This is a genomic window from Pseudooceanicola lipolyticus, assembly GCF_002786325.1.
Classification (GTDB): domain Bacteria; phylum Pseudomonadota; class Alphaproteobacteria; order Rhodobacterales; family Rhodobacteraceae; genus Pseudooceanicola_C; species Pseudooceanicola_C lipolyticus.
This window is the reverse complement of record NZ_PGTB01000014.1, coordinates 1-13937: the sequence shown is the minus strand read 5'-3', so window position 1 is coordinate 13937 and position 13937 is coordinate 1. Positions and strand designations below refer to the sequence as shown.

The 13937-nt window shown below is 64.5% G+C and carries 11 protein-coding genes; 8 read left to right on the top strand and 3 right to left on the bottom strand.

The annotated features are described in order from the left end of the window. Positions 1-7: 7 nt before the first annotated feature. Positions 8-1342 (top strand): sigma-54-dependent transcriptional regulator, encoded by a 1335-nt coding sequence (locus CVM52_RS06730; RefSeq protein ID WP_100161744.1) that lies wholly within the window; start codon positions 8-10, stop codon positions 1340-1342. A 20-nt stretch (positions 1343-1362) separates the two neighbouring features. On the opposite strand, the gene CVM52_RS06725 is transcribed toward CVM52_RS06730, so the two are convergent. From CVM52_RS06725 to CVM52_RS06715, 3 genes are all read right to left on the bottom strand, one after another. After that, a complete protein-coding gene (locus CVM52_RS06725) occupies positions 1363-2397 on the bottom strand; it encodes a hypothetical protein (RefSeq protein ID WP_100161743.1) in 1035 nt (344 codons plus the stop codon). Continuing rightward, positions 2397-4559 carry a phosphoribosylformylglycinamidine synthase subunit PurL gene (gene purL, locus CVM52_RS06720; RefSeq protein ID WP_100161781.1) on the bottom strand — a complete coding sequence of 721 codons (2163 nt, stop codon included), beginning with the start codon at positions 4557-4559 and terminating at the stop codon, positions 2397-2399. Before purL ends, CVM52_RS06725 begins: the two co-directional genes overlap by 1 nt. Positions 4560-4831: 272 nt before the next feature. Next, positions 4832-5737: a LysR family transcriptional regulator gene (locus CVM52_RS06715; RefSeq protein ID WP_100161742.1), complete on the bottom strand. Its 906-nt coding sequence runs from the start codon at positions 5735-5737 to the stop codon at positions 4832-4834. Between the two features lie 189 nt (positions 5738-5926). On the opposite strand from CVM52_RS06715, the gene CVM52_RS06710 reads away from it, so the two are divergent. From CVM52_RS06710 to CVM52_RS06680, 7 genes are all read left to right on the top strand, one after another. Beyond that, a complete protein-coding gene (locus CVM52_RS06710) occupies positions 5927-9346 on the top strand; it encodes an indolepyruvate ferredoxin oxidoreductase family protein (RefSeq protein WP_100161741.1) in 3420 nt (1139 codons plus the stop codon). 80 nt (positions 9347-9426) lie between these two features. Next, the gene (locus tag CVM52_RS06705) at positions 9427-10305 is read left to right on the top strand and encodes a lysophospholipid acyltransferase family protein (RefSeq protein ID WP_100161780.1); all 879 of its coding nucleotides are present in this window, start codon (positions 9427-9429) and stop codon (positions 10303-10305) included. 6 nt (positions 10306-10311) lie between these two features. Continuing rightward, entirely contained in the window at positions 10312-11121 is an 810-nt protein-coding gene (locus CVM52_RS06700) for a glutamate racemase (protein ID WP_100161740.1), read from the top strand. 110 nt (positions 11122-11231) lie between these two features. Then, complete coding sequence (gene argC, locus CVM52_RS06695; protein ID WP_100161739.1) at positions 11232-12260, top strand: N-acetyl-gamma-glutamyl-phosphate reductase; 1029 nt, start codon at positions 11232-11234, stop codon at positions 12258-12260. 1 nt (position 12261) lies between these two features. Then, on the top strand, positions 12262-12714 hold the full coding sequence (gene ccmE, locus CVM52_RS06690; RefSeq protein ID WP_100161738.1) for a cytochrome c maturation protein CcmE: 453 nt from the start codon (positions 12262-12264) through the stop codon (positions 12712-12714). Positions 12715-12839: 125 nt separating this feature from the next. Next, positions 12840-13451 carry a holin-associated N-acetylmuramidase gene (locus CVM52_RS06685; RefSeq protein WP_100161737.1) on the top strand — a complete coding sequence of 204 codons (612 nt, stop codon included), beginning with the start codon at positions 12840-12842 and terminating at the stop codon, positions 13449-13451. Further along, on the top strand, positions 13442-13937 hold a 496-nt coding region (locus CVM52_RS06680; protein ID WP_100161736.1), incomplete at its 3' end, for a holin family protein. The genes CVM52_RS06685 and CVM52_RS06680, both read left to right, overlap by 10 nt.

Below are 13937 nucleotides of genomic sequence, written 5' to 3'. Positions count from 1 at the left end.
ACGCAAAATGGCTCAGGCGATGAAGATCGCGATTGTCGATGACGAACAGGACATGCGCCAGTCGATCAGCCAGTGGCTTGCACTGTCCGGATACGATACCGAAACCTTTTCCAGCGCCGAGGACGCGCTGAAGGTGCTGGGGCCGGATTATCCCGGCATCGTCATCTCGGATATCAAGATGCCCGGCATGGACGGGATGCAGTTCCTGAAAAAGCTGATGGGCTCGGATAGCGCGCTGCCGGTGATCATGATCACCGGTCACGGCGACGTGCCGATGGCGGTCGAGGCGATGCGCGTCGGTGCCTTCGATTTCCTGGAAAAGCCGTTCAACCCCGACCGGATGTCAGAACTGGCCAAGCGCGCCACCGGCGCGCGGCGGCTGACCATGGACAACCGGGCGCTGCGCCAGGAGATGTCGGGCGGCACCCAGATCATGAAAAAGCTGATCGGCGCCAGCCCGGTGATGGAGCGGCTGCGCGAGGATATCCTCGACCTGGGGCAGGCCGACGGGCATGTGCTGATCGACGGCGAAACCGGCACTGGCAAGACGCTGGTGGCGCATGCGCTGCACGCGGTGGGCAGCCGCGCGGGCAAGAAATTCGTGCTGATCAGCTGCGCCGCCTTCGAGGAAGACGCGTTGTCGCGCCGCCTGTTCGGACCGATGCGGCCCGAGGACGGGCAGTTGCCCGCGGTGGAAGAGGCGCGCGGCGGCACCCTGGTGCTGGAGGATATCGAGGCGCTGTCGGACACGCTGCAGGCCAAGCTGCTGAGCGTGATCAACGAACAGGGCACCCCGGCCGAGACCCGGATCATCGCCATTTCCAACCTGCAGGAGGCCGGGCGCACCTGCGAGGACGCGCTGCGCCCCGACCTGTTCTACCGCCTGGCGGCGCTGCGCATCACCGTGCCGCCGCTGCGCCAGCGGGGCGAGGACATCCTGACGCTGTTCACCCGCCTCAGCGAACAATTCGCCGAGGAATATGGCTGCGACGCGCCGCAGGTCTCGGCGCAGGAGGCCGCACAGCTGCTGCAGGCGCCCTGGCCGGGCAATGTGCGCCAGCTGATCAACATCGCCGAACGCGCGGTGCTGCAGTCGCGGCGCGGCTCGGGCACCATCGCGTCGCTGCTGATGTCGGATCACGAAGAGATGCAACCGGTGATGACCACCGAGGGCAAGCCGCTGAAGGAATATGTGGAAGCCTTCGAGCGGATGCTGATCGACAATACCATGCGGCGCCACAAGGGCTCGATCGCGTCGGTGATGGACGAGCTGTGCCTGCCGCGCCGGACCCTGAACGAGAAGATGGCGAAATACGGGCTGCAGCGGTCGGATTACCTGTAACCCGACCGCCCGCGCAGGCGCTACCCGCGCAGGCGCGGGCCGAACTGTTTCGGCTCGTCCCGCATCTGGCGCTGGATCAGCTCGGCCCATGCGGTGACCAGGCGCAGCGTTTCGGGATCGAAATGGTCCTCGGCGGCGAGGCTTTGGTCACTGTCGGTCACGGTGTCACGCGCCGCTTCCAGTTCGGGCAGGAAACAGGGGCCGCCGAACCATTCGGCGTCCATCCGTTCGGCATCGGCGCGGCAATCGTCATACAGCCGGTCATAAACCGCGCGCGGCAGCCGCAGCTTGTCCGCCGGGCGCGGCGAGGGCAGGTCGCGCAGCAGGCGTCCGAACTGCTTGCCGAACGTGACGCGATTGTCGTCGGGAATGTCAGGACTGGCGTGGAACCGCTGTTGAATCATCCGCATCAGCGCCAGGTCGGCCAGCGGCAGCGAGGCATTGTCATCCTGCCCGCTATCGGCCAGCGTGTAGTCGTCGCCGTTCAGGATCAGCGACAGGAAGTCGTGCCGCACATCGCGGCGTTGCAGCCGGTCGCGCAGGAACGGACGTACCACCAGACGGTCGCCGAAGGCATCGCGCCAGCGGGCCAGGCGTTTGGCATAATTCAGTCGCCCGACCTGTTCGAAGCGGGCGACGAAATCGGGAAAATCTCCGATTTCATGCCCCAGCTTCACGTTCTCGGCAAATTGCGACAGCGCCCGTCCCATATGCGGGCGGATATAGGCAACCACGGTGGTGCTGTCCCAATATTGCGGCAGATGCGTGCGCAGCGCCTCGGCCACGGCCTGCGGCGCGATGAACTCGAACAGTTCCGAAGACAGCACCGCCACGTCCCATTCGGCCTCGGCCAGCCGTCGCGCCGCCCCTTTCCAGCGGGCCGGATACAGCGACTTGCGGTCGCCCAAGCTGCGCGCCAACGCCCCGTGCACGCCGTTGCCGGGGGTGAACAGGCACAGCCGTTCGGGGCGGCAGTCGCCGTTGCCCAGCATGGTCTGCAGGATGGTCGAGCCGGTTTTGCAGTCGCCGACATGCAGCACCAACCGCTGCGCCATCAGCCCACCGCCTTGGCAAAGCTCTCCCGATACAGCGCCGACAGTTCCTCCATCGGCGCCTCGCTGTTGCCGATGCGCAGGCTCTGGCCGGTGAACTTGCCCACCGAGGCGACATGCACACCGGCCTGGCCGGCGGCGGTCATCAGCGCCTCGGCAGCGTCGAAATTGCACGCCACCAGATAGCGGCCCTGGTCTTCGCCGAACAGGAAGGCGTCGTCGTGCTGATGGTCCATATGCAGGCCCACGCCGGCCGCTTCGGCCAGTTCGAAGGCGGCCAGCGCGATGCCGCCATCCGACACGTCGGTGCAGGCACGGATCAGCTTGCGGTTGGCGCGGATGAAATCGCCATTGCGCTTTTCGGCGGCCAGATCGACCGCCGGCGCATCGCCGTCCTCGCGGCCAAAGATCTCGGCCAGCAGGGCGGATTGGCCCAGATGCCCGTGGGTTTCGCCGATCACCAGCAATTCGTGCCCGTCGCGGACATCGCAGCCGATGATGTCATCGACATGGGCGATCAGGCCGACCGCGCCGATGGTGGGGGTGGGCAGGATCGCTGCGCCATCGGTTTCGTTATACAGCGACACGTTGCCCGACACGATCGGCATGTCCAGCGCGCTGCAGGCCGCGCCGATGCCTTTGATCGCGCCGACGAACTGGCCCATGATCTCGGGTTTTTCCGGGTTGCCGAAATTCATGTTGTCGGTGGTGGCCAGCGGCACCGCGCCCACCGCGGTCAGGTTGCGATAGGCCTCGGCCACCGCCTGCTTGCCGCCCTCGACCGGGTTCGCCTTGACATAGCGCGGGGTCACGTCCGAGGTGAAGGCCAGCGCCTTGTCGGTGCCGTGTACCCGGATGATCCCGGCGCCCAAGCCGGGGGTGCGGACGGTATCGGCCATGACCATGGTGTCGTATTGTTCATAGACCCATTGCTTGGCGGCGTAGTTCGGCGAGGAAATCAACGCTTTCAGCGCATCGACCGGGTCGACCTGCGGCACCGGGGCCAGCGCTTCGGCCTTGGCGGTCTCCTGCCAGGGGCGGTCGTATTCGGGCGCTTCCGAGGAGAGTTTGGACAATGGCAGGTCGGCCTTGACCGCACCGTCCAGCATGATCAGGAAACGGTCCTCGTCGATGGTTTCCCCGACGATGGCAAAGTCGAGGTCCCATTTGTCGAACACCGCCTTGGCCTCGGCCTCTTTTTCGGGGCGCAGCACCATCAGCATGCGTTCCTGCGACTCGGACAGCATCATCTCGTAGGCGGTCATGTTCCGTTCGCGCACCGGCACCTTTTCCAGGTCCAGCCGGATGCCCAGCTTGCCCTTGTCGCCCATCTCGACCGCGGAACAGGTCAGCCCGGCGGCCCCCATATCCTGGATCGAAATCACCGCGCCGGTCTGCATCAACTCCATGCAGGCTTCCATCAGGCGTTTTTCGGTGAACGGGTCGCCGACTTGGACGGTGGGGCGCTTTTCCTCGATGGTATCGTCGAATTCGGCGCTGGCCATGGTGGCGCCGCCGACCCCGTCGCGCCCGGTCTTGGCCCCCAGATAGACCACCGGCATACCGACGCCGCTGGCGGCGGAGTAGAAGATCTTGTCGGCATCGGCGAGCCCGGCGGCAAAGGCGTTGACCAGGCAGTTGCCGTTATAGGCGGGGTGGAAGCGCACCTCGCCGCCCACCGTCGGGACGCCGAAACAGTTGCCATAGCCGCCGATGCCTTCGACCACGCCATGCACCAGCTGCCGGGTCTTGGGGTGGGGCGGTTCGCCAAAGGAGAGCGAGTTCATCGCGGCAATCGGACGGGCACCCATGGTGAAGACGTCGCGCAGGATGCCACCCACGCCGGTGGCGGCACCCTGGTAGGGCTCGATATACGAGGGGTGGTTGTGGCTCTCCATCTTGAAAACCACGGCCTGGCCGTCGCCGATATCGACGACGCCGGCATTCTCGCCGGGGCCGCAGATCACCTGGGGGCCCTCGGTGGGCAGGGTGCGCAGCCATTTCTTCGAGGATTTATAGGAACAATGTTCGTTCCACATCGCCGAAAAGATGCCGAGTTCGGTAAAGTTCGGCTCGCGATTCAGGATCTGCAGGATCCGGGCATATTCATCGGGTTTGATCCCGTGCGCTTCGACCAGTTCTGGCGTGATCGCTGGTTCCGTCATCTGCTGTGAAATCCCCGCTTCTTTGCCCGCCGCTTGTATGACATGGCCGGGGGCGGGGAAAGGGCCAAAGCCCTGGTTTCCGGCCAGCAAGGCCGGTGGCGCGGCAAAAAAAAGGCCGAGCACTAAGCTCGGCCTAAGTCCAACAGGGAGGTTGAAAGTGATGCGCGGTTAAGCGCTTCTGCTTTCAAAAGCCGATTTAGTGATCGCACTTTGTCTGATCAAGGCCCAAAATGCCGCAGTTGCAGCATTTCTGCTATGCTCATTTTGCAACTCTAGAGTTTTCCCATCAGCCGCAGTTGTTTGCGGTGTGCAATAATCTCTTCCTGCACGAAATCGCGGAAAACCGAGACCCGCCGCGATTGCCGCAGCTCTTCGGGATAGGCCAGGAAAACCGGCACATCCGCCGATTCGATCTGCGGCAACACCCGGACAAGCTCGGGGAAATCCTCGACCAGGTAATCGGGAAGGACGCCGATCCCCAGATTGTTGATCACCCCCTGCAGCACGCCGAAATAGTTGTTCACCGTCAGCAGCGAGGCGGGATTGTAGGTCATGAGATGTTGTACCAGCGCGGCGCCCGCCGCGACCTGGGCGGAATTCGTGTTCTGGCAGATCAGCCGGTGGCTGGTGATATCCTCCAGCTCTTTCGGTTCGCCGATTTCGCTGATGTAGTCGCGCGAGGCATAGAGCAGCATCTGCACCGTCATCAGGCGTTTCCGGATCAGTTCGGCCTGGCTGGGCTCTTTCATCCGGATGGCGACATCGGCCTCGCGCATCGGCAGGTCCAGCACGCGTTCTTCCAGCATCAGGTCGATTTTCAGACCGGGATAGCGTTCATAGAGCTTGGGCAGGCGCGGCACCAGCCAGAGCGTGCCAAACCCGGTGGTCGTGGTGACGCGCAGCTCGCCGAACACCTCGTCCTCGCTGTCGCGGATGCGGGCGGCGGCGGCATCCAGCCGCTTGGTCATCGAGCGCGTGGCGTCGAACAGCAATTCGCCCTGTTCGGTCAGGATCAGGCCGCGGGCGTGCCGGTGGAACAGCGTGGTGTTCAAGCTTTCCTCCAGCGCGCGTATTTGACGGCTGACCGCCGATTGCGACAGGTTCAGCCGGTCACCGGCGTGGGTAAGCGAGCCGGCATCGGCAACCGCGTGGAAGATTCTAAGCTTGTCCCAGTCCATTTTCTGGATCTCGTTCTTTTGCCAAATTCTGTGCTTGCCTAAGCTGCGGTCTATATAGGCGAGGCACGGACGAGATGCACCTGTTGATGTGTCCGGGGCGAAACTTCAAACTTTTACCTATGCAGGTCAGTTATTTTGACCTATTATTGTTCGCAAGTTGTGCAACCGAACCGGCTGGGGAGGCAGCAAATGAGCACTCAGAAAATCTCGCTCAACGACCGTTTCGATCTTGAGAAAAGCCCTGTCCTGCTGAACGGGACGCAGGCGCTGGTGCGGCTGATGCTGATGCAGAAGGCGCGCGACCGCGCCGCCGGCCATAACACCGCCGGGCTGGTCACCGGTTATCGCGGCTCGCCCTTGGGTGCGGTTGACATGCAGATGACCCGTGCGGCCAAACATCTGGCGGCGCATGATGTCACCTTTCAGTTCGGGCTGAACGAGGATCTGGCCGCAACCGCGCTCTGGGGCGCCCAACAGGCCGAACTGCGCGGCGAGGGCAAGTTCGACGGCGTGTTCGGGCTGTGGTACGGCAAAGGGCCGGGCGTGGACCGCTCGGGCGATGTGGTGCGCCATGCCAATATGGCCGGCAGCAGCGCGCTGGGCGGCGTTCTGATGGCGATGGGCGACGACCATACCGGCGAAAGCTCGACGGTGCTGCATCAGTCGGAATGGGCGCTGATGGATGCCTATATGCCGATCGTCAGCCCCGCCGGGGTGCAGGAGATCCTTGACTACGGCATCTACGGCTTTGCCCTGTCGCGGTTTTCCGGGCTTTGGGTTGGTCTGAAGACGATGAAAGACACGGTCGAGGCGACCTCGGTGGTCGATGGCGATCCGCAGCGGATGTCGCTGGCCATCCCGGAATTCGCCATGCCCGAAGGTGGTTTGAATATCCGGCTGGTGGATACGCCACACGCGCAAGAGGCCCGCGTGATCGATTACAAGCGCTTCGCGGCCGAGGCCTTCGCCCGCGCCAACCGCATCGACCGGCGGGTCTGGGGCAAGCCGGGGGCCAAGATCGGCTTTGTTGCCGCCGGCAAGAACTGGCTGGACCTGACCCATGCCATGTCGCTGCTGAACATCGACGAGAACGAGGCCGAGCGCCTGGGCATCACCACCTACAAGATCGGCCAGACCTTCCCGCTGGACATGACCAGTTTCCACGACTGGGCCGAGGGGCTGGACCTGATCGTGGTGGTCGAGGAAAAGCGCAAGCTGATCGAAGTGCAGATCAAAGAGGCTATTTTCGACGATCGCCGCGGCCGGCGGGTCTATGGCTGGTACCGGGGCGGCGCCGGCGGCATGCACCGGGACGAGCTGTTCCCGACCCGCGGCGCGCTGGACCCGATCATGATTGCCGAAAAGCTGGGCGGCATCCTGATCGAAGAGGGGCGCGATACCGAGGGGGTGCAGGCTGGGCTGCGCGCGCTGTCCGAGGCGCGGCGCAATGACAATGCCGAGGATATGGCGGCACGGTTGCCCTATTTCTGCTCCGGCTGTCCGCACAACACCTCGACCCGGGTGCCCGATGGCTCGCGCGCCTATGCCGGGATCGGCTGTCACTACATGGCGCAATGGATGGACCGCGACACCCTGGGCTTTACCCATATGGGCGGCGAGGGGGCCAACTGGATCGGCGAGGCGCCGTTTTCGAAAACGCCGCATGTGTTCCAGAACCTGGGCGATGGCACCTATAACCATTCCGGGGTGCAGGCGATCCGCGCCGCCATCGCGGCGGGCACCAATATCACCTACAAGATCCTCTATAACGATGCCGTCGCCATGACCGGCGGGCAGCATAACGAGGGCGACCTGGACGCGCCGCGCATCGCCCGCGAGCTGAAGGCAATGGGCATCCAGCATGTCGCCGTGGTCTATGACGAAAAGGAAGAACCGGCGCGCGACGGGTTTCCCAAGGGGCTGGAATGGCACGAACGCGCCGACATGGATGCGGTGCAGAAGAAATATCGCGAGATTCCGGGGGTTTCCGCGATCCTTTACATCCAGACCTGCGCGGCGGAAAAGCGTCGCAGGCGCAAGCGCGGCAGTTTCCCGGATATCGACAAGCGGGTATTCATCAACACCGATGTCTGCGAGGGCTGCGGCGATTGCGGGGTGCAGTCGAACTGCGTCTCCGTTGTCCCGGCCGAGACCGAGCTGGGCCGCAAGCGGGCCATCGACCAATCGTCCTGCAACAAGGATTTTTCATGCCTCAAGGGGTTTTGCCCGTCTTTCGTCACCCTGGAAGGCGCCAAGGTGAAAAAGGCGGCGACGGTGGAACTGGAACTGCCCGACCTGCCGGAGCCCGCACTGCCCGCCATCACCGGCACCCATAACGTGGTGATTACCGGCGTCGGCGGCACCGGCGTGGTGACCATCGGCGCGGTGATGGCGCAGGCGGCGCAGATCGACGGCAAGGGCGCCGGCATGATGGAAATGGCCGGACTGGCGCAGAAGGGTGGCGCGGTGCATATCCATTGCCGCATTGCCGAAACGCCCGAGGATATCAGCGCCATCCGCGTTGCCACCGGCGAGGCGCATGCGCTGATCGGCGGCGACCTGGTGGTCAGCGCCGGCGCCAAGACGCTGGGCCTGACCCGCACCGGCCAGACCGGCGCGGTGGTAAACAGCCATCAGATCATCACCGGAGACTTCACCCGGAACACGGAATTTTCCTTGCCGTTCGACCGTTTGGAGCTTGCCCTTCAAGCGCGGATGAAAGACCGGGTCGACCTGTTCGACGCCTCCGACCTGGCCAAGGCGGTGCTGGGCGATTCGATCTTTTCCAACATGATGCTGTTCGGCGCCGCCTGGCAGCGCGGGCTGATCCCGCTGAGCCATGCGGCGATCATGCAGGCGCTGGATCTGAACGGCGCGGCGGTGGAGCGCAACCAGCGCGCCTTCGAGATCGGGCGCTGGGCGGTGCTGCACCCGGAGGAAGCGGCGCAGCTGCTCGCGCCGAAAGTGGTGCAGTTGCCGAAGACGACCGAGGAGAAGATCGCCTTTCGTGCCGCGCATCTGACCACCTATCAGGGCAAGCGGCTGGCCAAGCGCTATCGCAAGCTGGTCGATGGCATCGCCGATGCCGAACTCAGGGCAGCGGTGGCGCTGGGTTATCACAAGCTGCTGGCCTACAAGGATGAATACGAGGTGGCGCGGCTGCTTTTGTCCAGCCGCGACAAGGCGGCGGCCGAGTTCGATGGCGAGTTTCGCATGACCTATCACCTGGCGCCGCCGGTTTTGGGTGGTAAAACCACGGATGGTCGGCCGAAAAAACGCGAATTCGGCCCGTGGATGGAACGGCCGCTGCGCCTGCTGGCGCGGTTGAAGGGGCTGCGCGGCACGCCGCTGGACCCGTTTGGCTATACCGCCGAACGGCGGATGGAGCGGGCGCTGATCAAGCAGTATGAACGCGACCTCGCCGAGGTCCTGCCGAAGCTGACCACCCAGACGCGGGATGCCATCCTCGCCCTGGCGCGGCTGCCGCTGGAAATCCGCGGCTTTGGCCCGGTGAAGATGAAAAACGAAACCAAGGCGGCCAAGCGGCGCGAAGAACTGCTTGCGGTGATCCGGCACGGTGGTACGGAGACCGCGCGCGCAGCGGAATAGTTTTGTCACGGTCTTGTAACAGGATTACGGCAGAACATTCTGACCGCTGAGTGCGGATGGAGGCTTTGGGAACGCCGCAGATGACAACGCGTCGCCATATCGCACGGGATATTTCCTATGCTCATTCGGCCGCCACCAAGGGCGGCCGCGCGGTGATCCGCCTGATGGAGAATTCGACGGGCCGCCTGAAACTGATCCGGCGCGCCAGCGGCTACGAGGCCGAAGTTGCCGCTGGCCGCGATTTCTGGTCGGTGATTGTCGAACGTTACGGGCTGAGCCTGAATGTCACCGGCGGGTCGCTGGACAATATCCCGCGCCAGGGGCCGGTGATCCTGATTGCCAATCACCCCTATGGCATCCTCGACGGGCTGATGATGGGGCATATCCTGTCGCTTGTGCGTGGCGATTTCCGCATTCTTGCGCATCATGTCTTTCGCAAGGCCGAGGATCTGAACCGGGTGATCCTGCCCATCGCCTTTGACGAGACCAAAGAGGCGCTGGCGATGAACCTCGCCACCCGCAAGGAGGCGCTGACCTATCTGGGCGAGGGCGGTGCGATCGGCGTGTTTCCCGGCGGCACCGTTTCAACCTCAGCGCGGGTGTTTTCCACCCCGATGGATCCGGGCTGGCGCGGCTTCACCGCGCGGATGATCGGCAAATCCGACGCCGTGGTGGTGCCGGTCTTCTTCGACGGCCACACCTCGCGCCTGTTCCAGATCGCCAGCCATCTGCACACCACACTGCGCATGGGGCTGCTGATCAAGGAGTTCCGCAAGCGGGTGGATACACCGGTTGACATCGTGGTCGGCCAACCGATCGGGCGCGAGGTTCTGGACCCCTTGCGCAAGGACTCGAAGGCGATGATGGATTTCCTGCGCAAAGCGACGTATGACCTGTCTCCGAAACCGCTTCGTGCTGACGAAATCGGTTATGAATTCGAGGAACGGCATCGCGCCTGAGTATAGATGGCAATTGGAGTATTCGATTCCGGCCTGGGCGGCCTGACCGTCCTTGATGCCGTGCAAAAGCGCCTGCCGGAGATAGATTTCATCTATTTTGCCGACAGCGCCCATGCGCCCTATGGGGTGCGGGACGCCGATGATATCTGCGCGCTGACCCGTGTCGCGGTAGAGCGGCTGTGGCAGGCCGGTTGCGACCTGGTGATTCTCGCCTGCAACACCGCCTCGGCCGCTGCGCTGCGCCGGATGCAAGAGGGCGGGCTGCCGCCGGGCAAGCGGGTGCTGGGTGTCTTCGTGCCGCTGATCGAGGCGCTGACCGAGCGGCAATGGGGCGACAATTCCCCGCCGCGCGAGGTCGAGGTGAAACATGTCGCCCTGTTCGCGACACCCGCGACCGTGGCCAGCCGGGCGTTTCAGCGCGAACTGGCCTTCCGCGCCATCGGCGTGGATGTCGAGGCGCAGGCCTGCGGTGGCGTGGTCGATGCCATCGAAGACGGCGACATGATCCTGGCCGAGGCGCTGGTGCGGTCGCATGTCGACGCGCTGAAACGCAAGATGCCCAATCCCGAGGCGGCGGTACTGGGCTGTACCCATTACCCGCTGATGCAGGACGTGTTCCAGGCGGCGCTGGGCGCGCATGTGAAGGTCTACAGCCAGGCCAACCTGGTGGCCTCCAGCCTCGCCGATTATCTGACGCGCCACCCCGACATGCTGGGCAGCGGCGCGCCGGGTTACCTGACCACCGGCGATCCGCGTCGGGTCAGCGACGGGGCAACCCGGTTCCTGCGACGACAGATCCAGTTCGAAGCGGCCTGACCGCCGGTTGGCGGAGGGTCCGATTTGCCTAAGATCCCGCGGCATGGTCCAGATCAGGACTACGGCAGGCGGGTGATGATATGCCAAGACACAATGAATAAGGGGCTGACATGACCCATAAAATCGCAATCCTGGGCGCCAGCGGCTATACCGGTGCCGAACTGGTCCGGCTGATCGCCGGGCATCCGAACCTGGAGATCGTGGCGCTGTCGGGCGAACGTAAGGCCGGCATGACCATGGCCGAGGTGTTCCCGCATCTGCGCCACATGGACCTGCCGGCGCTGTGCAAGATCGAAGAGATCGACTTTGCCGGGATCGACCTGTGCTTTTGCGCATTGCCGCACAAGACCAGCCAGGAGGTCATCCGCGACCTGCCCAAGACGCTGAAAATCGTCGACCTGTCCGCCGATTTCCGGCTGCGCGATCCGGCCGCCTATAAAAAGTGGTACGGCAACGATCACGCCGCGTTGGAGATGCAGCAAGAGGCGGTCTATGGCCTGACCGAGTTTTACCGCGACCAGATCAAGGGCGCGCGGCTGGTGGCTGGAACCGGCTGCAACGCTGCCACCGGGCAATTCGCGCTGCGGCCGCTGATCTCGGCCGGGGTGATCGGGCTCGATGACATCATCCTCGACATGAAATGCGCGGTCTCCGGGGCGGGGCGGTCGCTGAAGGAAAACCTGCTGCATGCGGAACTTTCCGAAGGCTACAACGCCTATGCAATCGGCGGCACGCACCGGCATCTGGGCGAGTTCGACCAGGAGTTTTCGGCGCTGGCCGGCCGGCCGGTCAAGGTTCAGTTCACCCCGCACCTGATGCCGGCCAACCGGGGCATCCTGGCCACCGCCTATGTCGGTGGCGATGCCCAGGCGATCTGGCAGGCGTTCAGCGCGGCCTATGCCGACGAGCCGTTCGTCGAACTGCTGCCCTTCGGCACCGCGCCCTCGACCCATGATGTGCGCGGATCGAACTTTGTTCATATCGGTGTCGCCGGCGACCGGATCGACGGCCGCGCCATCGTGATCGCGGTTCTGGATAACCTGACAAAAGGTAGCAGCGGCCAAGCCTTGCAGAATGCCAACCTGATGCTAGGTGAGGACGAGACCGAGGGTTTGATGATGGCGCCGCTATTCCCGTGAGGTGGCATTGAATAGACTGAAAAAGCAACGCCGTATCCAGGTGATCGTGATGGCCGCCATTGCCCTGGCGGTCAGCACGGCGCTGATCGGCTATGCGATGCGCGACGGCATCAATTTTTTCCGCGCGCCCAGCCAGATCATCGCCGAACCGCCGGCACCGGACGAGGTGTTCCGCCTGGGCGGGCTGGTCGAGGCGGACAGCATCGTGCGTGGCGAGGGGCTGGAGGTGCGGTTCCGTGTCACCGATGGCGGCGCGTCGATTCCGGTGGTGTTTGCCGGGGTGCTGCCCGACCTGTTTGCCGAGAATGAGGGCATGATCGGCACCGGGGTCTACGTGAACGGGGTGTTTCAGGCCACTGAAATCCTTGCCAAACATGACGAGACCTACATGCCGAAGGAAGTCGTGGACGCGCTGAAGGAACAGGGCGTGTACAGAGAACCCGGCGACAGCTGAGGCGCGGGTCTGAGGCACGGCCCTCGGCCGGTGTTCAGCAAACGGAAAGACCGGCGCGCGCCGCGGTGGCGGCGCGTTAACCGCGGACGCGGCAGGGTTGCGACGCTTGTCAGCCGTGAGTCGCCATGCAGACCGTTCGCCAGATCGCCGAAGAGATCGTCGCCCGCGAGGGCGGCTTTGTGAACGACCCAGACGATCCGGGCGGGGCGACCAAACATGGGGTCACCCTGCACACGCTGCGGCGGCTGGGACTGGACCTGACCGGCGATGGTGCGGTTGGGCTGGCCGATCTGCACGCGCTGACCGCCGGGCAGGCGGCCGATATCTTCATCACCCATTATTACGACAAGCCGCGCATCGGCGAGATGCCCGCCGCGCTGCAACCCAGCCTGTTCGACATGTATGTCAATGCCGGGGCCAATGCGGTGCGCATCCTGCAGCAACTGCTGTGCGAGATGGGCTATCGGGTCACGGTGGACGGCGTGATTGGGCCGCAGACCCTGGCCGCCGCGCGCGACGCTGCGGCGCCAGCATCGATGGCGCTGCGCGATGCCTATGGCGTGGCACGGCGCAACTATTACTTCCGGCTGGGCGATGCCCGTCCGGCCAGCCGCAAATATGCCCGCAGCCAAGCGGGCGGCAAGGGCGGCTGGATCCGCCGGGCCGAGGCGTTCCTGTCGCCCCGGTTTCACCTCTCCGAGGCAGCGTTTCGCGAAAGGGTGGCGGCATGGGGCTGAACAGTGGATTGATCGCGGGGTTGATGGGGCTGGTCTTTGGCGGCGGGCGCAACGCGCTGGCCGAGACCGCGCAGGTGTTTCGCGAAAACGCCGAGGCCGGCGCAGGCCGCGCCGCCACGCTGCAGGGGCAGGCGATGGCGCAGCTGGGCGCCGAATTCGCCCGGCCATGCCCCGGCTGGTTCGACCGGGTGATGGATGGGGTCAACCGGCTGCCGCGCCCAGCGCTGGCGCTGGGCACGTTGGGCCTGTTCGTGGCGGCGATGGCCGATCCGCTGTGGTTCGCGGCGCGGATGCAGGGGCTGGCGCTGGTGCCCGAGCCGCTGTGGTGGCTGCTGGGCATTGTCGTGTCCTTTTATTTCGGCGCCCGCCACCAGCTGAAATCGCAGGAATTCCAGCGTGACCTGGCCGCCACCGGACGCCGGCCGAAGGCAGGGGTTCCCGGGTACAGCGCAGCCTTCCCTGAAACAGGGAAAGGGCCGCCCCTAG